The organism is Sphingomonas melonis (assembly GCF_013409985.1).
In the GTDB taxonomy this organism is placed as follows: Bacteria; Pseudomonadota; Alphaproteobacteria; order Sphingomonadales; family Sphingomonadaceae; genus Sphingomonas; species Sphingomonas melonis_A.
On record NZ_JACCBY010000008.1, the window covers coordinates 92,036 to 111,400 of the forward strand.

General features: G+C 68.8%; 25 protein-coding genes. 14 read left to right on the plus strand and 11 right to left on the minus strand.

From position 1 onward, the window contains the following. Positions 1-82: 82 nt before the first annotated feature. Positions 83-730: a PAS domain-containing protein gene (locus HD841_RS18710; protein ID WP_179510416.1), complete on the minus strand. Its 648-nt coding sequence runs from the start codon at positions 728-730 to the stop codon at positions 83-85. 177 nt (positions 731-907) lie between these two features. Here HD841_RS18710 and HD841_RS18715 point away from each other — a divergent pair, with 177 nt between their 5' ends. Next, positions 908-1,342 (plus strand): pyridoxamine 5'-phosphate oxidase family protein, encoded by a 435-nt coding sequence (locus HD841_RS18715; protein ID WP_179510417.1) that lies wholly within the window; start codon positions 908-910, stop codon positions 1,340-1,342. A gap of 59 nt (positions 1,343-1,401) precedes the next feature. Here the strand turns inward: HD841_RS18715 and HD841_RS18720 are convergent, their stop codons facing one another. Together HD841_RS18720 and HD841_RS18725 are read right to left on the minus strand one after the other, a co-directional pair. Further along, positions 1,402-3,099: a methyl-accepting chemotaxis protein gene (locus HD841_RS18720; protein WP_179510418.1), complete on the minus strand. Its 1,698-nt coding sequence runs from the start codon at positions 3,097-3,099 to the stop codon at positions 1,402-1,404. 49 nt (positions 3,100-3,148) lie between these two features. Continuing rightward, positions 3,149-5,086, minus strand: a complete 1,938-nt coding sequence (locus tag HD841_RS18725; RefSeq protein WP_445013696.1) for a methyl-accepting chemotaxis protein — start codon at positions 5,084-5,086, stop codon at positions 3,149-3,151. 494 nt (positions 5,087-5,580) lie between these two features. On the opposite strand from HD841_RS18725, the gene HD841_RS18730 reads away from it, so the two are divergent. The 3 genes from HD841_RS18730 to HD841_RS18740 all read left to right on the plus strand — a co-directional run bounded on the left by HD841_RS18730 (position 5,581) and on the right by HD841_RS18740 (position 8,332). Beyond that, complete coding sequence (locus tag HD841_RS18730) at positions 5,581-6,906, plus strand: chloride channel protein (protein ID WP_179510420.1); 1,326 nt, start codon at positions 5,581-5,583, stop codon at positions 6,904-6,906. A 219-nt stretch (positions 6,907-7,125) separates the two neighbouring features. Next, positions 7,126-7,359 carry a hypothetical protein gene (locus tag HD841_RS18735; RefSeq protein ID WP_179510421.1) on the plus strand — a complete coding sequence of 78 codons (234 nt, stop codon included), beginning with the start codon at positions 7,126-7,128 and terminating at the stop codon, positions 7,357-7,359. Next, positions 7,352-8,332, plus strand: coding sequence for a GGDEF domain-containing protein (locus HD841_RS18740; protein WP_179510422.1), 981 nt, complete (start codon positions 7,352-7,354; stop codon positions 8,330-8,332). Before HD841_RS18735 ends, HD841_RS18740 begins: the two co-directional genes overlap by 8 nt. Positions 8,333-8,366: 34 nt before the next feature. Here HD841_RS18740 and HD841_RS18745 read toward each other — a convergent pair whose 3' ends face one another. After that, complete coding sequence (locus HD841_RS18745) at positions 8,367-8,642, minus strand: hypothetical protein (RefSeq protein WP_179510423.1); 276 nt, start codon at positions 8,640-8,642, stop codon at positions 8,367-8,369. 191 nt (positions 8,643-8,833) lie between these two features. On the opposite strand from HD841_RS18745, the gene HD841_RS18750 reads away from it, so the two are divergent. The 3 genes from HD841_RS18750 (at position 8,834) to HD841_RS18760 (ending at position 10,395) form a co-directional block, all read left to right on the plus strand. Beyond that, the gene (locus HD841_RS18750; RefSeq protein ID WP_179510424.1) at positions 8,834-9,553 is read left to right on the plus strand and encodes a Crp/Fnr family transcriptional regulator; all 720 of its coding nucleotides are present in this window, start codon (positions 8,834-8,836) and stop codon (positions 9,551-9,553) included. Positions 9,554-9,692: 139 nt separating this feature from the next. Beyond that, complete coding sequence (locus HD841_RS18755; RefSeq protein ID WP_179510425.1) at positions 9,693-9,887, plus strand: hypothetical protein; 195 nt, start codon at positions 9,693-9,695, stop codon at positions 9,885-9,887. A 1-nt stretch (position 9,888) separates the two neighbouring features. Then, positions 9,889-10,395, plus strand: coding sequence for a hemerythrin domain-containing protein (locus tag HD841_RS18760; RefSeq protein ID WP_179510426.1), 507 nt, complete (start codon positions 9,889-9,891; stop codon positions 10,393-10,395). A gap of 93 nt (positions 10,396-10,488) precedes the next feature. Here the strand turns inward: HD841_RS18760 and HD841_RS18765 are convergent, their stop codons facing one another. Together HD841_RS18765 and HD841_RS18770 are read right to left on the minus strand one after the other, a co-directional pair. Beyond that, on the minus strand, positions 10,489-10,644 hold the full coding sequence (locus HD841_RS18765; RefSeq protein WP_179510427.1) for a hypothetical protein: 156 nt from the start codon (positions 10,642-10,644) through the stop codon (positions 10,489-10,491). A gap of 213 nt (positions 10,645-10,857) precedes the next feature. After that, complete coding sequence (locus HD841_RS18770; RefSeq protein ID WP_179510428.1) at positions 10,858-11,037, minus strand: hypothetical protein; 180 nt, start codon at positions 11,035-11,037, stop codon at positions 10,858-10,860. Between the two features lie 116 nt (positions 11,038-11,153). Here HD841_RS18770 and HD841_RS18775 point away from each other — a divergent pair, with 116 nt between their 5' ends. The 3 genes from HD841_RS18775 to HD841_RS18785 all read left to right on the plus strand — a co-directional run bounded on the left by HD841_RS18775 (position 11,154) and on the right by HD841_RS18785 (position 12,708). Continuing rightward, on the plus strand, positions 11,154-11,345 hold the full coding sequence (locus HD841_RS18775) for a ParD-like family protein (protein WP_179510429.1): 192 nt from the start codon (positions 11,154-11,156) through the stop codon (positions 11,343-11,345). Between the two features lies 1 nt (position 11,346). Then, complete coding sequence (gene map / locus HD841_RS18780) at positions 11,347-12,123, plus strand: type I methionyl aminopeptidase (RefSeq protein ID WP_179510430.1); 777 nt, start codon at positions 11,347-11,349, stop codon at positions 12,121-12,123. 213 nt (positions 12,124-12,336) lie between these two features. Further along, positions 12,337-12,708 (plus strand): hypothetical protein, encoded by a 372-nt coding sequence (locus HD841_RS18785; protein WP_179510431.1) that lies wholly within the window; start codon positions 12,337-12,339, stop codon positions 12,706-12,708. A 22-nt stretch (positions 12,709-12,730) separates the two neighbouring features. On the opposite strand, the gene HD841_RS18790 is transcribed toward HD841_RS18785, so the two are convergent. Together HD841_RS18790 and HD841_RS18795 are read right to left on the minus strand one after the other, a co-directional pair. Continuing rightward, positions 12,731-13,510 (minus strand): hypothetical protein, encoded by a 780-nt coding sequence (locus HD841_RS18790; RefSeq protein ID WP_179510432.1) that lies wholly within the window; start codon positions 13,508-13,510, stop codon positions 12,731-12,733. A gap of 139 nt (positions 13,511-13,649) precedes the next feature. Next, positions 13,650-14,591: a GGDEF domain-containing protein gene (locus tag HD841_RS18795; RefSeq protein ID WP_179510433.1), complete on the minus strand. Its 942-nt coding sequence runs from the start codon at positions 14,589-14,591 to the stop codon at positions 13,650-13,652. A gap of 272 nt (positions 14,592-14,863) precedes the next feature. Here HD841_RS18795 and HD841_RS18800 point away from each other — a divergent pair, with 272 nt between their 5' ends. Beyond that, positions 14,864-16,063 carry a PQQ-dependent sugar dehydrogenase gene (locus HD841_RS18800; protein WP_257015783.1) on the plus strand — a complete coding sequence of 400 codons (1,200 nt, stop codon included), beginning with the start codon at positions 14,864-14,866 and terminating at the stop codon, positions 16,061-16,063. 191 nt (positions 16,064-16,254) lie between these two features. Here HD841_RS18800 and HD841_RS18805 read toward each other — a convergent pair whose 3' ends face one another. Then, on the minus strand, positions 16,255-16,683 hold the full coding sequence (locus tag HD841_RS18805) for a hypothetical protein (RefSeq protein WP_179510434.1): 429 nt from the start codon (positions 16,681-16,683) through the stop codon (positions 16,255-16,257). Here HD841_RS18805 and HD841_RS18810 point away from each other — a divergent pair. Beyond that, entirely contained in the window at positions 16,676-16,933 is a 258-nt protein-coding gene (locus tag HD841_RS18810) for a hypothetical protein (protein WP_179510435.1), read from the plus strand. The two genes, HD841_RS18805 and HD841_RS18810, sit on opposite strands and share 8 nt — an antisense overlap. Before the next feature lie 38 nt (positions 16,934-16,971). Then, the gene (locus HD841_RS18815; RefSeq protein WP_179510436.1) at positions 16,972-17,235 is read left to right on the plus strand and encodes a hypothetical protein; all 264 of its coding nucleotides are present in this window, start codon (positions 16,972-16,974) and stop codon (positions 17,233-17,235) included. Positions 17,236-17,281: 46 nt separating this feature from the next. Here the strand turns inward: HD841_RS18815 and HD841_RS18820 are convergent, their stop codons facing one another. Beyond that, a complete protein-coding gene (locus tag HD841_RS18820; RefSeq protein WP_306455803.1) occupies positions 17,282-18,373 on the minus strand; it encodes a DUF5694 domain-containing protein in 1,092 nt (363 codons plus the stop codon). A 70-nt stretch (positions 18,374-18,443) separates the two neighbouring features. After that, a complete protein-coding gene (locus HD841_RS18825; RefSeq protein ID WP_179510438.1) occupies positions 18,444-18,872 on the minus strand; it encodes a hypothetical protein in 429 nt (142 codons plus the stop codon). A 104-nt stretch (positions 18,873-18,976) separates the two neighbouring features. Between HD841_RS18825 and HD841_RS18830 the strand changes: the two genes are divergently transcribed. Continuing rightward, positions 18,977-19,327 carry a hypothetical protein gene (locus HD841_RS18830; protein WP_179510439.1) on the plus strand — a complete coding sequence of 117 codons (351 nt, stop codon included), beginning with the start codon at positions 18,977-18,979 and terminating at the stop codon, positions 19,325-19,327. Positions 19,328-19,365 lie beyond the last annotated feature (38 nt).

The window sequence follows — 19,365 nt, forward strand, 5'->3', positions numbered from 1 at the left end:
GACAGCAGCGAGCGCCGCTGCGGACTGCGCAGCGGTGGTGATACCAATAGCGACACGGCGGCCTGCGGGCCGCTTTGCGTGCCTATTCGAGGGGCTGGAGCGCCGCGGTCAGCAGCCGTTCGATCTTGCTGAGGCCGTCATGGCCGAGCTGGAGGGTCGCCGAGCCGTCGAGCGGATGGACGAGGCGGCGCTGGGCCAGCACGCGCAGCCAGCGCTGCACCGATTCGACCGACAGGCCCGCCGATCCCGCGACCTCCTCGAGCGAGGCCAGCCGCCCCTCCGCTTCGGCGAGATAGAGGTCGAGCAGGATCAGGCCGGGGAAGTCGCCGAACAGCTCGCGGCCGAACTCCTCCATCTTGAGGCTGTACAGGTGCTTGAGGCGCAGCGCCGCCTTCCACATGCGCAGCGGCGTGTCGCGCGGGGCATCCTCATCGCGCCACGACAGCGTCGAGACCAGATGCCCCGCCGCGTCGAAGCGCGAGACGAGCAGGTCGACCTCGACGTTGGTGCCGTCGGGCCGCCAATAGCGTTTGCGCAGCCGCGTCGGCCCCGCCTTGTCGAGCAGGCCGGCGATCATCTCGGCGCTCTTCTCAATATCCTCGGCGACGGTGATCGAGCGATAGGAGGCACCGATCAGCTCGGACTGCGGCCGTTGCAGCAGGCGACAGAAATTGCTGTCCGCCACGAGTATCGTTCCTGCCGTGCTCGAAACACAATGCGCAACGGGCATTCCGGATCCTATGCTGGTTCGGGTGATCGCACGGACGGTAAACTGTCCCGGTAAAGCAATCACTTACAAAATGGACCCGATGCGCCGCGCGCGTAGCGATTTTTCGGGTCCCGCGCGTCCGACAGCGCGCGGCGTTCGTTGCCACCGCCCCGTGCCCCGCAGCGAAGGAAACGCCCCATGACGGACCTCACCCTCCACGATCTGTCGAAGAAGATGGCCAAGCTCGATTTCACGATGATGGCGACCCGTTCGGCGGACGGCACCCTCACCGCGCGGCCGATGAGCAACAACGGCGACGTCGCCTATCACGGCGACAGCTATTTCTTCGCCTATCAGGATTCCCGCAAGGTCGCCGACCTGCGCGCCGATCCGCGCACGACGCTGAGCTATACCGGCGCGGCCGGGATGCTCGGCGGCCCGCCGCTGTTCGTCGCCGTCGAGGGGCGCGCCGCGCTGATCGAGGACCGGCAGGCGTTCGCCGATCATTGGACCAAGGATCTCGACCGCTATTTCCCCGAGGGCATCGACACGCCGGGCATCGTGATGATCCGCGTCGACGCCGAACGCATCCGCTATTGGGACGGCAGCGACGAGGGCGAGATCACGCCGTAACGACGACGCGCCCGGCCGGGGAAGGGGCATGATCCGCCGCCTTCCCCGGCCGGGGCCGATCACGCCACCTGGCTGAATTCGGCGTCCTCGGGATCGGGACCGCCGGTGCTGAGGTCGAGCGCGAAGCCGCGCACGCGCGCCTGCTGGTCGAGCACCGTGCCCGGCCTGGGTTTGCTCAGCGTCGCCAGCATGGTGCCCTTGGCGGCTCTGCGGCGCGGCTTGGCGATTGTCGCCTTGTGCGTGACCGCGGTCCGGATCGGGCCGAGGTCGTCGAACCGGAAGAAGGCGATGGTCTGCTGCAGCTCCTCCGCCTGATCGGCGAGCGTTTCCGCCGTGGCCGAGATCTGCTCGGACGCGGCGGCATTCTGCTGCGTCACCTCATCGAGCTGCTGGATCGCCTGATTGACCTGATGCGAGCCGATATCCTGTTCGCGGCACGCCGCGCTGATCTCGGCGACGAGTTCGGCGGTGCGCCGGATATCGGGGACGAGGCGGGTCAGCATGTCGCCCGCCTGGGTCGCGGCGGCCACCGTCTCCGAGGACACCGAACAGATGTCCGCCGCGGCGTCCTGGCTGCGCTCGGCGAGCTTGCGCACCTCGGCCGCCACCACCGCGAAGCCCTTGCCGTGGTCGCCGGCACGCGCCGCCTCGACCGCCGCGTTGAGCGCGAGCAGGTCGGTCTGGCGGGCGATCTCCTGGACGATGCCGATCTTCTCGGCGATCGTGCGCATCGCCTGCACCGCCCGATCGACCGCCACGCCGCTGTCCTCGGCATCCTTGGCCGACTGGCGCGCGATCTTTTCGGTCTGCGTGGCGTTATCGGCATTCTGTTTAATGTTCGCCGCCATCTGCTCCATCGACGCCGAGGCCTGTTCGGCGGCCGCGGCCTGTTCGGTGGCGCCCTGCGACACCTGCTCGGCCGAGGAGGACAATTGCATGCTGCCCGCCGCGACCTTCTGCGCCGCCTCGCCGATGCTGCTCACCACGGTGCGCAGGCGGCCGGACATGGAATTGACGGTGTCGACGAGGTCGCCGATCTCGTCACGACCGGCGATACGGATCTCGGTCTGCAGATCGCCGGCGGATACCGCTTCGATCGCCTGCCCGGCGGTCCGCAGGCCGTGCGCGACGATGCGCGACAGCCAGAAGCCGCCGGCGACCGCGATCAGCAGCGCCAGCGTGGCGGTGGCGAGCAACGTCTGCCGCGCCGCATCGTAGAGCTGCTGGGTCGAGGTGCTGGCCTCGACCATCTCGGCGCGGGACTGCTCAACGATCTGGTCGCCGATCGCGGCGAGCGCGTTGACCAGCCGGCGTGACTGGGTCATCGACAGCGTACCCGCCTCGACGTTCTTGTTGACGAGCGCGAGGGCGCGGACCTGATCGTTGACCGGGACGTAATCGACCCATTTCGCCTGCGCCTGCTGCCACAGCGGCCGCTCCTTGTCGGTCGCCCCGGCAAGGCCGCTCGCGAGCAGTTTCTGCGCCTCGCTGCGCGCGCTCATCAGCTCGGAATCCAGTTGGCGCATCTGCGTGACGTCGTCGGTCAGCGCCAGATTCTTCTCCTGGCGGACGACGACATTGGCCTTGTTGACAAAGGATTGCGCGACTTCCAGCCGCTTGACCGGCCCGCGGATGAGATCGCTGATCGCGCTGTCGAGCGCCCCCATCCGGCTGATGCCGATCCACACGACGCTTATCATCAGCACCAGGAGGATGGCGAACGTCGCCGCCATCTTCAGTTTGATCGTCGCCCGCATGTCATTCCCCAGCCGTAACCAATGTAGGTCATTGTAGGCCGGGGAACGCTCATCCGGCGCGGCTGAACTCCGCATCTTCGGCATCGGGACCGCCGGTGGTGAGGTCGAGGGTGAAGCCGCGAACGCGCGAGGACTGGTCGAGGACGGTGCCGGCGCGCGGCGTCAGCAGCCGTGCGGTCTTGGTGCCCTTGATCGCCGGGCGCTTCGCCGGCGTGGAGGAGGGAGCGGGGGCGGGGCCCGGCCGGCGCGCGGCCGGACGCGTCGCCATCGCCGGCGCTTCGGCGAGGCGGAAGAAGGCGATGCTGTGCTGCAACTCCTCCGCCTGCTCGGCGAGCGCGCCCGAGGTCGACGAGATCTGCTCGGACGCCGAGGCATTCTGCTGCGTCACCTGGTCGAGCTGCTGGATCGCCTGGTTGATCTGCGAGGCGCCGATATCCTGCTCGCGGCACGCCGCGCTGATCTCGGCGACGAGTTCGGCGGTGCGGCGGATCTCCGGCACCAGCCGGGTCAGCATCTCGCCCGCGTCGGTTGCGGCGACCACCGTGTCCGACGAGACCGCGCTGATCTCGGTCGCGGCGGCCTGGCTGCGCTCGGCGAGCTTGCGCACCTCGGCCGCCACCACCGCAAAGCCCTTGCCGTGGTCGCCGGCGCGTGCCGCCTCGACCGCCGCATTGAGCGCGAGCAGGTCGGTCTGGCGCGCGATCTCCTGCACGATGCTGATCTTCTCGGCGATCGTGCGCATCGCGCCGACCGCCTTCTGGACCGCGACGCCGCTGCGCTCGGCCTCGGTCGACGACTGGCGCGCGATCTTTTCGGTCTGCGCGGCATTGTCGGCGGTCTGTTTGATGTTGGCCGCCATCTCCTCCATCGACGCCGACGCCTGTTCGGCCGCGGCGGCCTGTTCGGTCGCGCCCTGGCTCATCTGCTCGGCGCTCGCCGACAGCTGCTGGCTGCCGCCGGCGACCTGGTCGGCGGCACCGGCGACGTTGCCGGCGAAGCTGGCGAGCGAATCGATCAGCGTGTTGATCGCATCCTTCATCCGCTGGTGATCGCCGTCGCATTCGATCTCGACGCGCTCGAGCAGCGAGCCGGTGCTGACCAGGTCGAGCACGCGATTGCCCTCGCCGATCGGCAGCAGGATCGCGTCGAGCATGCCGTTGACGCCGTGGATCAGCCCGGCGAAATCGCCCCTGAAGCGTCCGGCCTCGCCGCGCTCGCGCAGCTGGCCTGCGGTCGAGGCGACGATCAGCCGCTGGATCTCGGCGATGATCTCGCGCAGATTGCCGCGCAGCAATTCGATCGTGTCGTTGATGAACGCCTTCTTGCCGGGGAAGGGGGCGAGCGGCGCGTCGAAATGGCCCTCGCCGAATTGCGCGATACACGCCATCGCCTGCTTCTTCACGGCGATATGGCCGGCGACCATGTCGTTGATGCCCTTGGCCATCACCGCGAAATCGCCGCGGAAGGCCTCGACCGGCACGAACACGTCGATATCGCCCGCGTCGTGCTGGGACGACATCCGGTTCATCTCGGCGATCAGCCCCTTGAGATTGCCGCGCAGGCGCTCGACCGTGTCGTTGATGAACGCCTTCTTGCCCGGAAAGGCGTCGAGCGGCGCCTCGAAGTCGCCGTCGGCAAACGCCGCGACACAGGCCATCGCCTTCTTCTTGGCGCCGATATGGCTGGCGACCATGTAATTGACGTCCTGCGCGACGGTGCGCAGGTCGCCGGCGAATTGCGTGGCGGGCAGCACGACGTCGATGTCGCCGCGCTCATGTTCGGCGGACATGGTGGCGACAGCGTCGCGCAGCGCGCCGACCGGCGTGGTCGCCGCGTCGAGCAGCGCGTCGATCTCGTTGAGCAGTTCGCGCACCGCGCCGCTGCCCGCCAGCGGATTGCTGCGTTCGGTCAGGCGGCCTTCGGCGAAGGCGCCGCGCAGGCGTCGCACTTCCGCGGTCGCGGTCTGGATATGAGCCGAATCCTTCAACGATAGATAAGGTCGCATGACCGGATGCCTTTGATACGGAGTGGAACGTCAGCAGACAGATCGTCGCCGCCATCGGCGCGTGCCGGGGACGGCCGACGGACTGCCGCCGGCCACTCCCGCAAGGCGGCAGCGGCTGACGGACGAACGACGAAATACTGCCGGGGTGGCGATACGCTGGGCCGGCAAATCCTGCCGGATACGGGCACATGAGGCGGTGCCGCCGCGCGGCGGGCAGCCTCTCTTGAGAATGCGTTACGTTATAACTGTGGCCAAGTCCGGGACGCGATATACGAAATAAAGGTACGAATAGATCCTGTTTCACGCATATGTCCGATGCGGATTTAAAATATTCTTAATGCCGCCCCTCGCCAATATGGGATACCCCCAATGTGGCAATTTTGTCTCAGTCGGGCCCGTGCGGCCGCCGCTGCAAATCGGCGCAGGGGCGACAAGGCGGGGTGACGATCGCCGCGCGGGAGGATTAAGACGCGGACATGCCCGACGCACCGATGATCGCCCGCCGCGGCCGCCGCTGGACGCCCGCCCGGTTCCGCGCGCTGCTGCGCTCGCGCGGGCCGACTTCGGTCCGCTTCCGCCAGCGCGTCGCGGTGATCACCGGCGCGGTCGCGATCGGCATCATCGCGGTGCTGTTCGCCCAATTATCCGACGCGACCGCCGCGCTGTTCGAGCGGTTCGTGCAGCATCGACCCTGGCTGCCGCTGCTGACCACGCCGCTGGGATTCATGGCGCTGGTCTGGCTCACGCGCCGTTACGTGCCGCTGGCGCGCGGATCGGGCATCCCGCAGGTGATGGCGGCGCGCGCCGACCCGGCCGCGGCGACCGGGAACCTGATCGCGGTGAGGACGGTGGCGGGCAAGGTGCTGCTGACCACCGGCGCGATCCTGTGCGGTGGCAGCGTCGGGCGCGAGGGGCCGACGGTGCAGATCGCCGCGGCGGTGATGGGGGTCAGCCACCGGCTGATGCGGGTGACGCTGAAGGGCACGGTGGTGATCGCGGGCGGCGCGGCCGGCGTCGCCGCGGCGTTCAACACGCCGCTCGCCGGCGTGCTGTTCGCGATCGAGGAACTGGCCGCCGCCTATGAGCAGCGGATGACGCTGATGGTGCTGTCGTCGATCGTCATCGCCGGCATGGTCGCGCAGAGCCTGACCGGCAATTACGTGTATTTCGGCGTGATCGGCGCGCATATGTCGCTGGGCGCGGCGCTGGTGGTGGTGCCGGTCGCAGGGCTGGCGGGCGGGCTGGCGGGCGGGCTGTTCGCGCGCGCGATGCTGGCACTGGCGCGCGGCGGCAGCCGCCTGACGCGGTGGAGCAAGGCGCATCCGCTGGTCTTCGCCGGCCTGTGCGGGCTGGTCGTCGCCACGCTCGGCGTCGCCACCGGCATGACCTGGGGCACCGGCTATGGTGCGGCGCGCGGCATGATCGGCGGGGTCGATGCGCCCCTGTGGTTCGGCCCGGCCAAGTTCGCCGCGACGCTCGCCACCGCGGTCGCCGGGCTGCCCGGCGGCATCTTCGCGCCGAGCCTCGCGGTCGGTGCCGGGGTCGGCAACCTGCTCCACGCGCTGTTCCCCGCCGACCCGACCGGGGCGGTGGTGATCCTGGGCATGGTCGCCTATTTCACCGGCGTGGTGCGCGCGCCGCTGACCGCGGTGATCATCCTGTCGGAGACGACGGCAAGCCGCGGGCTGATGCTGCCGATGTTCGCCGCGGCCTTCCTGGCCGACTGGGCGAGCCAGGCGGTGTGCCGCGAGAAACTGTATCACGGCCTGTCGGCGACCTTTTCACCGCATTCGGTGCATTAGTGTATTATGTTAGCGACACACGCCGGGTCGTGTTGCTACAATCGGCCCGCCAGTGCCTCAGTACCCTGTGCCTGGCGATCCTTTGATGGACTCCTCCGGCTGCCCCGCGCGGGGCAGCCGGCCTTTTGGCCGCCGCCAATCGAACAATTCCGGTGTTTTTTCTGTGCGTTAACCTTTGCCGCCTAGCCCGGCCCGACCAAGGCCGCGAAGGAGAGCGCTATGGAAGAGCCTGGCCCGATGACGCCCGGCGCGGGGCCGCTGACGATCCCGCCCGAACTGGCGGCGAGCGTCGCCCGCCATCAGGCGCATCTCACCGCGCTGATCGCCAGCCTGCGCGCCGCGGGGATCGACGAGGACACCGTCGCGGCGAGCGTGCGCACGCTGGTCGACAGCTATGCCGACGAACTGACCGACGCGCTGCGCGAGATGCTCAAGGCGCAGCACCATGGCTGACGCACGGCTCCACGACGACGATGCGCGCGTCGCCGCGCTGCGCCGGCTCGACGTGCTCGACACCGCGGCGGAGGCGCCGTTCGAGAAGATCGTGACGCTGGTGCGCACCGTGCTGGCGGTGCAGATCGCGACGGTGACGCTGGTCGACCGCGACCGGCAATGGTTCAAGGCCGAGCGCGGCATCGGCCGGCAGGAGACGCCGCGCGCGATCTCCTTCTGCACGCATACGATCCAGCAGCGCGAACCGCTGGTCGTCGGCGACGCATTGGCCGATCCGCGCTTCGCCGACAGTCCGCTGGTCGTCGGGCCGCCGCATATCCGCAGCTATGCCGGCATCCCGCTGCGCACGCCCGAAGGCTATAACGTCGGCGCCTTGTGCGCGATGGACATCGTCCCGCGGACGTTCACCGCGGCCGAGATCGCGATCCTGGTCAATTTCGCCAATATCGTCTGCGACGAGCTGGAGCTGCGGATGATCGCGCAGGTCGACCATCTCACCGGCGCGCTGACCCGCCGCGGCTTCGTCGAACAGGCGGAGCGCGAGATCGCACGCTCGCGCCGCTACGACCGGCCGGGCGCGCTGGTGATGCTCGACCTCGATCACTTCAAATCGGTCAACGACACCCACGGCCATGCGGTCGGCGACCAGGTGCTGCAACAGGTGGCGCGGATCGCCAGCGTGACGCTGCGCCCCAGCGACGTGTTCGGGCGGCTGGGTGGCGAGGAATTCGCGCTGCTGCTGCCCGAGACCAGCGGCGACGAGGCGGTGGTCGTCGCCGAGCGGCTGCGCCGTGCGATCGCCGATCATCCGATCCCGCTTGCCGACGGACAGGTGCTGCCGGTCAGCGCCAGCTTCGGCGTCGCCGGACTGGCGCCGGACATCGCGTCCTTTGCCGCCTGGCTCGAACGCGCCGATGCGATGCTCTACGCGGCCAAGGCGGGCGGCCGCAATTGCGTACGGCTGGCGGTGTAGACAGGTCGACGCATCGACACGTGCCGGCGTCGCCTCAGCCGCCGGTGCCGATCGCCAGGCTGGCGCGGATCGCGGAGAGCAGCGCCAGCGCAGGATCGTGCGGGTCCTCGCCCTCGCCGCGGTCGGCCGCGATCTCGATCCGCGCATCGATCGCGACCGCGACCAGCTCGACCGCCTCGTCGCGGCTGAGCACGGCGCGCGCGACGAGGCCGTGGATCAGGCTTTCGACCAGCAGTATCGCCGCCTCGCCATGCGCGTCGGCGGCAGGCGTCGGGACGATCGGATAGGGTCCGCCCTGGTCGTGGGTCATCGTGCATATCCGTTCCGGTCAGGCGCGAGCGTGACGTCTCGCAGCCGCCGGAGCCTGGGATCGGGCCGACGATGACATCGGCATAGCAGGGATCGTCCCTGCCGACCCATGCCTATGTCAACAATCGTGTATAACTTTCGCCTATAACTTTGAGCAATATCGCGTGCCGGGTGCATGTGGGATGAAGGTGGATGACCAATCTCTTCATCGAAAAGCTCCGCGGTTACTCACCGCTCGATGAAGAGGACATCGCCGGGCTGCGCGCGCTCACCGCCCGGCCGCGCACGATCAAGACCCGCCACGACCTGATCCGCGAAGGCGACCGGCCGGGCCCGGTGTTCGTGATGATGGAAGGCTGGGCATGCCGCTACAAGGTGCTGCCGAGCGGAACCCGGCAGGTGCTGGCATTCCTGATGCCGGGCGATGCCTGCGATCTCCACATCGGCCTGCTCGCCGAGATGGATCACAGCATCCAGACGATCACGCCGTCGCGCGTCGTGATGATCGACCGGGTCGACATGGACCAGCTGATGACGCGGCGGCCGGCGGTGGCGCGCGCCATGTATATCGCGCAGCTCGTCGACGAGGGCACGATGCGCGCCTGGATCACCAGCATGGGTCGCCGCACCAGCATCGAGCGGGTCGCGCATCTGATGTGCGAACTCTATCTGCGTGCGCGCGACATCGCGATCGCCGGCGATGCGTCGCTGACGCTGCCGCTGTCGCAGGTGCTGCTCGCCGATGCGCTCGGCATGACCAGCGTCCACATCAACCGCGTGCTCAAGGAATTGCGCGTCGCCGGCGCGATGACGCTGCACCGCGGCAGCCTTGAGGTCAGCGATCCCGCCAAATTGGTCCGCATCGCCGGCTTCGACGACGGCTATCTGCATCGCCGCATCCGCGTCGCCTGACGGCAAGCCATTCAAATTACCGGCAATATATGAACCCATGTTGCCGAACCACGACTCCGGCGACGCTAGCGTGACGGTCGACGGCGCGACGATCCCTCGTCCGCCGCCAGTCGATGCGGCAAGCGGCCAAGGAGTCACCATGGGTGAGAAGCACGGCAGCGACGTGGCGCGACGACGCCTGTTGATCATCGATTCGGTACTGACCGACATGCTGCGGATCGCCGACGCGGGCGAGGAGCATCTGATCAGCGCGATGATCGCCGACAGCCAGGCGTACGTCGCCGTGCGGCTCGCCGCACTCGGGCCGACCGGATCGACCGGACCGCGGCGCTAAGGTGCCGCCGCACGATCAAGGGGGGGCCGCGGGCAGGGACGGGAGCCGCAACCGGGCGGCACCGACGCTCGATTACCAGGAACTGATCGACGATCACGACCGGATCGACCAGCTCACCCACCAGCTCGACCAGCTGATCGACAGCGATCACGACGGCTTCGCCGAGGCCGACCGGCTGCTCGCGCAGCTCTCCGCGACGATCGTGGCGCATCTGGCGAAGGAAGACAGCTTCATCTACCCCGATCTGGCGCGGTCGACCGATCCCGCCGACGCGACCGGGCTGATCATCGAATTCGAGATCCTCAAGAAGGACTGGACCGACTTCCTGGGCATCTGGGCGCGCCCCGACCGGCCGGCGGACTGGGCGAGCTTCCGCCGCGACACCGGCGGCATGCTCGAACGGCTGCGCCTGCGCGTCATGAAGGAGACCAGCCTGCTCTACGCGATGGCGCTGCGCGAAGGCCTGATCCGCCTGCGCCCGCCCCCGGACCCGGCCGCCGGGCGGTAGCACGGCGCCGCACGTCCGGCGGCATGACCGGCCGGTTCCGGGCGAACACTGCCCCCGTAGTGTTCGCCCGGACCGGCCGGCGCCGCCCGCAGGTCAATGGACGGCGATGCCTTCGTCGGCGAAGCCGACGCTTTCCTCGAGCGCGGCGATCGACATGCTCAGATGAGCCGCCGGCAGGGCCAGCCCCATGCGGTCCATGATCATCAGGGCCCGTTCCATCAGGGACAAAGCTTCAAAACCGTCGGTCATCGTTTATTTCCATTGGCCCAGGGTGGGCTGATCCGGCCTCTAGGCAACATCAGCACCGTGCGCCAACGGACTAATCTAATGATTGTAAGTGATTACGTGACATTTCGATGATCGTTTCATCATGCTTAACAGTACGGTAAGTATATAGTCTTGACCAATGCTTGTCCGGATCCGGATCACCGGACGGTGACAGGTCATGATCTATGCCTCAACTCAATCAGGTCTGGCGGACGCCCCGCCGGCGCGACGGCGCGCACGGCCCACCGACCAGACGGTCCACAGCGTCGTGCCGAGCACGACCGCCATCATCCCGGCACCGGGCATGATGTGCGCGACCCCGAATGCCACCGGCGCGATGGCGAAGGCGACGACGGCATGAACCCACAGCGGCATCGATGATCCTCCTGACTGGCCCGCAGGAGGCTAGGCGCCCGCCCGCCGATGTCCAGCATCATTGACCATTGCCGATACGGTTCATATACGAACCGTATATCACGGGGGACGAAGACATGGGGATCGTCAAGATCGACGACGACCTGCACGAGCAGGCACGCCGCGCCAGCGCGATGATGTGCCGCTCGATCAATGCGCAGGCCGAATTCTGGATGAAGATCGGCATGCTCGCCGAGGCCAATCCGACGCTGTCGTTCAACGACATCGTCCGCACGCATCTTGCCGCGCCCGCGGCAGCGGCCGCCTGACATGGTCAAGACCCCCGACGAACTGGCGCTGATGCGCATCGCCGGCCGGCTGCTCGCCTCGGTCTTCGAGATGCTCGACGAGCAGGATTTCGCCGGCATGTCGACCTTGCAGATCAACGACATGGTCGAACGCTTCATCACCGTCGACCTCGCCGCGCGACCGGCGAGCAAAGGCCAGTACGGCTTTCGCTTCGTGCTCAACTGCTCGATCAACCAGGTCGTCTGCCACGGCGTCCCCGACGCCGACGAGATCGTCCGCGCCGGCGACATCATCAACCTCGACATCACGCTGGAGAAGAACGGCTTCATCGCCGATTCCAGCAAGACCTATCTGGTCGGCGAGGCGCCCGCGGCCGCACGGCGGCTGGTCCGCGTCGCGCAGGAGGCGATGTGGGAGGGGATCCGCCAGGTGCGGCCGGGCGCGCATATCGGCGACATCGGCTTCGCGATCGAGCGCCACGCCCGCCAGAACGGCTATTCGGTGGTGCGCGAATTCTGCGGCCACGGCATCGGCCGCGAGATGCACGAGGAGCCGCAGGTGCTCAATTTCGGCCGGCGCGGCTCGGGCGTGCGGCTGCGCGAGGGGATGACCTTCACGATCGAACCGATGGTCAACCAGGGCAGCCGCAAGGTTTCGACCCGCGACGACGGCTGGACGGTGGTGACCGACGACGGCAAGCTCTCCGCCCAGTTCGAACATACCGTCGCGGTCACCCACGACGGCGTCGAGGTGCTCACCCTGCGCCGCGACGAAGCCCGCGGCGGGGTCGCCGCCTAGGGGCGCCCTCCGCTCGCGCGACCCTGCGGGGACAGGCTGTCCACACGGAGGCGCGGGGGGTGTCGTGTCATCGCTTGCCCGCGGTTCGACGCAACGGGGGTGGCGTTCGTCGACCGCGGACGCCCGCGTCCGGTTGTCCGCGCGCGCGGCCCGTCTACATGCGGCGGGCATGGCAGATCCGCCACGCACCATGTCTCGATCATAAGGGAGCGAATGATGACCTTGCTGATCAGCGCCGCCTTGGCCCTCGCCGCGACCAATGCGGGCGCGCCGGCGCCGGCGCGCGACTATCCGAGCTGCGACCTGCGCGCGCAGCATGCGCTCGGCGCGACGCCGGGTGCGGCCGAGGACGGCGGCCGGGCGCATATCTCGCAGCGCGTCAACATCCTGCAGGCCGATATCGGCAACGCCCGCAAGGCACGGCACCTGACCCAGGCGCAGGCCGATACGCTGCGGCAGCGCGTCGACCGCGTGCGGCTGGCCGTCGCCGGCCCGGCGCAGAAACAAAGCCCGCTCGGCGCCAAGCAGCGCGCCGCCTACGAACGCACGCTCGACGCGGTCGCCACCCGCCTGTGCCGGGGGTGATCCGCGGCGGACGGCGGACGGGTCAGCCGCGGACGAAGATCGTCGCGGCGCCCGATGCCGGCACGGCGCGCGCGACCGTGGCGTCGTAAGCCGCCGGCATCCGCGTCATCGCCGCGGTCGCGCGATCGATGTCGTTGAGTTCGCCCTTCGCGGCCTCATGGTCGCGCGCGCGATGCGCGTGCTCCGCGTGAGTGAGGATCGCGCGCAGTTCGTTGGCTAGCGCGCGCACCTCGTTAGCGAAGCTGACGTCGCTGGCGCTCTCCGCAAGATGATCCGCATCATCGTGATGGGCGGGCTCGCTCTGGCTCTTCCGTGCGTCCGTATCGGCTGCGATTGCGATTGCCTTGGCATCGGCCTCAGCGGTCGTGCCGGTGGTGACGGGGTCCTGCGGTGGCATATCTTCGGCCGGTGCCGGGGCGGGCGTCAGATTGGCTCCGCCGACGATGGTGGTGATATCGACACCCTGCACGGCATAAGCGGTCCCGCCGGAACCGACATACTCCTGCACCGCCGCGGCCAGTTCACGCGCGATCTGCACCGCGGCCTGGGCGAGTTTCTCCGAATCGGTGGCGTAGAGCAGCTTGAGCAGGTGCAGGCGCGTCTGCAGCTCGACGATCTTGGCGGCCGCCCGCGCCTTTCCGCCATCCTTGCCGCTATGACGCACCGCTTCCAACGTCGCCAGCGCCTCGCTCGCGGCATGCGCCTTGGCCGCTGCCTGGTCAGTGGGCTGCGCAGCGTCGGCGTAGCTTTCTCGGTGCGACGCGGCACCGATTTTTGTCACTGGAGCAGGAGCTTCGATCACCGCGACGGGCGCGGTCCGATCATGGTGAAGAGCAATCGCCGTCAGTGTGGAACTGCCTAGCTTCATGGTGCGTCATCCCGCCATCATGCCTCCATTATAGCGGGATCGAGGGGGCATCGGCACGCCGTGCGGCCGGCAATCAGGCCGTCCCGTAGACGTCGCGGCCGCCGGCGGCCAGGCCCGCGGCGAGATTGGCGCGCGCCTGTTCGAGCGAGGCGGTGGTCTCGTCGCCCTTGCCGACGACGATCCCGGCCGACGCGGTGACCGGGCCGATCAGGTCGCCGCTGCCGCGCAGCTTGAGCCGCCGCGCGTGGAAGGCGTCGAGCGCCTCCTCCGCCAGCGCCCGCGCCATGGTCAGCGCGATATCGCGCAGCACGACGATGAACTCGTTGCCGCTCCACCGGATCAGCTCCTCGTCCGGGAAGCTCTCGCGCAGCGTCGCGGCAAAGGCGCTGAGCACGTTGTTGCCGACCGAGCGGCCATAGCGCGCATTGACTGCGACCAGCCCGTCGATCGCGAACAGCACCATCACATAGGGGCGGCCCGACAGCGCGAATTCGCGGAAGACGCGCTCCCCGCCGGCCTGGTCGAGCGCCGCGGTCAGCCCGTCGCGCCCGGGCCCGGCATCGCGGGATTCCCCGCCGGTGATCGCGTCGCGCAACCGGGCGAGCTCGCTGCGCAGGTCGGCGAGTTCGCGCTCCGCCTGCGCCAGCCGCGTGACGATCGCATCCTGGTCGACCGGCGCGCTGCTGCCCGCGGTGCCGATATCCTCGCCCAGCGCGCGGGTGAGGTCGTGCGCATCCGCGGCGAGCGAGCCCAGTTCGTCCGCCTGCCGCGCCACCTGCCGTTCGCGCCATGCGACATCGCGCGGCACGTCACGGCAATAGCGGTCGATCAACATCGTCGCCGCATCGGCGGTCAGCCGCAGCCCGCCATCGGTGTGATCGTCGATATCGCGCGCCAGCGCCGACTGCGGATCGGCGATATAGCGGGCGGCGAGGTCGTGATAGGCCGGGCTCGGCTCCAGCCGGTGCTGTTCGAGGAACGCCAGGGCCTCACGGGCAAGGTCGAATGCCGGCATCGGACTTTGCTTTCGGTAGGGCCCATCTTGGAGATAGGACAGTCGTTCTGACATGGCGATATCGCGAACCGGTGAACCAAGCAACATATTGATTTAAAGTATCAATATTGGTGGCACGGCGATCGGTGAGCACGCTTCCACCGATGATAGTGTAGCGGGCGTTTACCCTCTTTTCACAGCATCCTCCTTGATAGTCAGTCGTTTAGCCAAGACCCCATGCCGCAGGACGCATCGGGCACCGCGCCTGCGAGGGCGGATACGGGGAGCGTGACATGATGCGGCCAGGCCTGTGTTTTCCGATCGCGCTGGCGCTGGCGCTGGCCGCCTGTGGCGATGACGACGGTGGGAATGGCGACGCCGGCCCGATCGGTGCGCCCGCGCCGGCGCCGACCCCCGCTCCGACCGCGACACCCACGCCCGCCGCGACGCCGACCCCGACCCCCGCCGTCACGGCGGTCGACCAGCGCGTCGTCGCCAGCTTCGACAATCCCTGGGCGATGGTATTCCTGCCCGACGGGCGGATGCTGGTCACCGAGAAATCGGGGCAGCTCCAGCTCGTCACGCAGGCCGGAGCCAAGACGCCGGTCGCCGGCGTACCGCGCGTCACCTTCTCGGGCCAACTCGGCCTCCAGGACGTCGTGCTCGATCCCGGGTTCGCGACCAATGCGCGCATCTGGATCAGCTATGCCGAGCCCGCCAGCGGCGGCCAGCAGCTCGCGGTGGCGCGCGCGACGCTCGACCTGGCGGCGACGCCGCGGCTCACCGACCTCGCGGTGATCTGGCGCGCGACGCCGGCGACCACCGGCGGCCAGTTGGGCGCGCGGCTCGCCTTCGCGCCGGACGGGCAAACGCTGTTCGTCACCAGCGGCGAGCGGCAGCAGGGCACGCCGGCGCAGGATATGTCGGGGACGCTCGGCAAGATCGTGCGGATCACGCTCGACGGCAGCGCCGCGACGGGCAATCCCTTCGCCGCGACCGCCGGCGCGCGTGCCGAGATCTGGTCGCTCGGCCACCGCAACCCCTATGGCCTGGTGTTCGCCAGCGACGGCCGCCTGTTCGAATCCGAGATGGGGCCGGCGGGCGGCGACGAGTTCAACCTGATCGAGCCGGGCAGGAATTACGGCTGGCCGCGGGTGTCGGAGGGCGACAATTACGACGGCACGCCGATCCCGCGGCATGCGACCAACCCGGCCTATGCCGCGCCGCTGGTCAGCTGGACGCCGGTGATCGCGCCGGGCGGGATGATCCAGTATCGCGGCACCGCCTTTGCCGGCTGGACCGGCGACTTCCTGCTCGCCGGCCTGACCCAACAGGGGATCGTCCGCGTTCGCGTGTCGGGCAGCACCGCCAGCGAGGTCGCGCGCATCGGCCTGGGCAACCGCATCCGCGAGATCGAGGAGGGGCCGAACGGTACGCTCTGGGTGCTGCGCGACGGCGCGGGCGCGGCGCTGGTCCAGCTGACGCCGCGATAGGACCCGCGGCGGATCGGCCTAAGCGGGATCGACAGTCAGCCAATTCCTCCCCCGCCAGGGGGAGGTGGCGCGGCGAAGCCGTGACGGAGGGGGAGGTAAGCGACGTCTTAGGTAGCGTTTGCGCCCCTCCGTCATGCCGTCTCCCTCTGGCGGGAGAGGACTTTTCCTCGAAGCTTGAATGTCGATCCGGCCTAGGCCGATGGTTCTGCCCGCTCGCCCGCGCCTTGTGCCAGGGCGGCGTACCAGGCGGACAGCGAGTCTTCGGCACCGTTCCTGATGCACTTGCAGACCTGATCGACCGGCCGGATCGATGCCGACCCCACGCGCATCCCGGGATTGAAGATCGATCCGCTCGCGGCGGCATCGCCATTATCGATCCACACCCCGCCAAGCGTCCGCCGGATGACTTCGCCGACATAGCTTGCGACGCCGACCACCAGATCGCCCACGTCGGCCGGATCGGTCCTCTGCTGGTGAAGCGTGGCGAGAAGCGCGTCGACATGCGCGATGCTGGCTGCCGAATAGTCCAGCGCGACGTCGGCAACGTCCTGATGATAGGCGACGAATTCGTCTGCCTGTGCCTGTATGTCCAGAGAATCCATGAGCCCCCCGATGGTCATGCCGATCCTCATTATAGCGGAGCGCACGCTGTCCGGCGTGCGGCACGAGCCCGCGCAGGCCGACGACAGCAACGCGGCAATCCGGATCGCCCTTGCCATATCCCCCGCGGGCTTCCCGATAGACCAGCCGGAGAGGCACCTCGATTTTAAGATGATGAGGATCGGTATCGATACGGCAGCTGCCGCAGCGGATCGGCTGTTCCGGCTGCGGCAAAGCCCGTTCAGGAACGATGCCGTTTCAATGCCGTAAGCCGGTCACGCGCCCATTTCCGGGCACGGAGACACGCCATGAACATCAACACGATCCTGGGCGCCATCGGCATGATCGCGGCCACCGTCGGCGCGGCCGGCACCGCGGATGCGCAACGCCGCGACCATGACCGTGATCGCGGTCGCTACGAGCAGCGCGACCACCGTGACTATCGCGATCATCGCGACCATCGCGGGCCGCGGTTCGGCCGGCACGACCGCGGTCCCCGCTTCGAGCGCGACCGCCACGACCGCTGCCGCACCGTGATCCGCCACAACCGTCGCGTCCGCGTCTGCCGCTGACGCGAGCGGAGGCCGGCGACCGTCGGGTCGCCGGCCCCTTGCGCGGCTAACGCAGCACGGTCAGCGGATCGGCCAGCCGCACGTCGTGCATCTGGTCGAGATACGCCTCGTAATAACCCTTGTGCGAGGCGCCGACGATCGCGAGCATCCGCATGCCCGGATAGCGGCCGAGCACGTCGCGGATGTTCGACACCATGCGCAGATTGCGTGTCTCCCAATAGCCGACATAGGTGCGGCCGGATTGCTGCGGCGACGGCTCGGTCAGCGCCGCGCCGAAATCGGCGCGATAGTTTTGCAGCGGCATCCCGGGCGCGTTGAGGAAGCGATAATAAGCGAGCAGGCCGCCGGGCTGCGACAGACCGCGCCGCAGCGGCGCCTCCGCCGCTGCGCGGGCGCGATTGGCGGGATTGTCCCATGCCCGGTCCATCGCCGCCTGATACGCCTTGCGCTCCGCCGGATCGGCAGCGTCGGGCGTGTCGGCGCTATGGTCGTCGACGCTCCACAGCCGCTCGAGCCCGAGCCGCGCGGCGAGCACCGCGGCGATCCGGCTGCTTTCGTTGCGCCAGTCCCGGCGTGCATCGAGCGCGGCGACCAGCGCGGCGTCGAGCCCGTCGCCGGCATGGCGCTCCGCCGCGGGCAGGCGCAGCCATTGCACCAGCGCCGAATTGGGCTCGCCCGCGGCGAGGAACACCGCCGCCAGCCGGCGCCGCTGCGCGGGCGCGGGCGCGGCGGGCCAGCCGGCGAGCAGCCGCTCCGCCTCGGCATTGGCGGCGGGGACGTCGAGCCCGGTCGCACGGCCGGCGGGGGCGGGATCGGAGCAATAGGCCTCGACCGTCTCGGCATAGCGCGACGGATAGCGGCGCAGCGCATCGCATTGCAGGCCGGACAGATCCTCGGTCGCGATCCCCGTCGGCCGCCAGCCCGCGAGCCGGTCGAGCAGCGGCGCGAGCGTCGCCGGGTCGAAATCCTTCGGCAGGCCCGACAGATGCGTCGTGCCGAGCACGAGCACCTCGTTGGGCTTGCCGGCGGGCGGCCCTTTCAGCGTCTCCGGATGGAAGGCGGGGCGATAATCCTGCGCGACCGCCGCGCCCCCGGCCAGCAGCGCGGCAATCGCGCCGCTGACGAACCTGCGGATCATAGCCATCTCCCAATAGCGGAGACGCGAGGCTATCACCACTGTATTGGATGAGCAATACAGCGGTATACGATCAGCGCACCGCGCTGCGCAGCCCGGCGGGGAGCTGGTCGATCGGACAATAACGATAGGTCGTCGCCGCGCCGCGCGTCGCGAGGCTGAAGGTGAGCGCATCCGGCACCGTCACGGTCTGGCGCTCGATGAAGCGCGGGGCGGGGCCGGCGCCGGCGTCGATGCACGACTGGCTGACGGTATAGCGGTTGCCCTTGCGCGAAAGCACGCGGGCGCGGCAGGCGCGGCTATGCGCGGTGCTGAGGCCGCGCCCGTCATATTGGCGGATGTCGGCATTGGCCGGTGAACGGCAGCTCGCCCCCCTGGCGACATAGATGCCCGGCTTGAGCCGATAGACCCCGCCCGGCTTGGGCGAGGTGTCGACGCTGGCCGCGGCGCCCGTCGCGGTGAGCAGCGCCAGCAGCGCTGCGGCGATCGTCATGCGGGTCATGGATTCTCCTTTGGTCGGGCCGGAGGATAAACGTCGCAGGCTGAACCGCGGCTTCATTGCGCCTCAACGACTTTGGGTGCATATATCGGGCAAGGAGTGCACCCATGCTTGCCGCCTTTCTAGACGACATCCGCGATCACGACATGATCGCCCCGCGCCGCATGGCGGACCGGTTGCGGCTGCCGCTGGCACGGCTGGCGCGGCTGGCGCACGTCAACCGCAACACGATGACCGCCAAGCCGGAAAGCCCCGCGGTCCAGGCCAAATTGGGCGAGATCGCGCGGATCATCGCGCGCGCGGCGGAATTGTCGGGCGACGAGGGCAAGGCGATCATCTGGTTCCGGCACCAGCCGATCGCCGGCTTCGGCAAGACCGCGGAGGAACTGGTCGAGGCGGGCGAGGCCGCCGCGGTGCTGTGGACGCTCGAGACGATGGAACAGGGCGTCTATGCGTGACGGCGGCAACGCCGCGCGCCTGAGGTAAGTACGGCGCG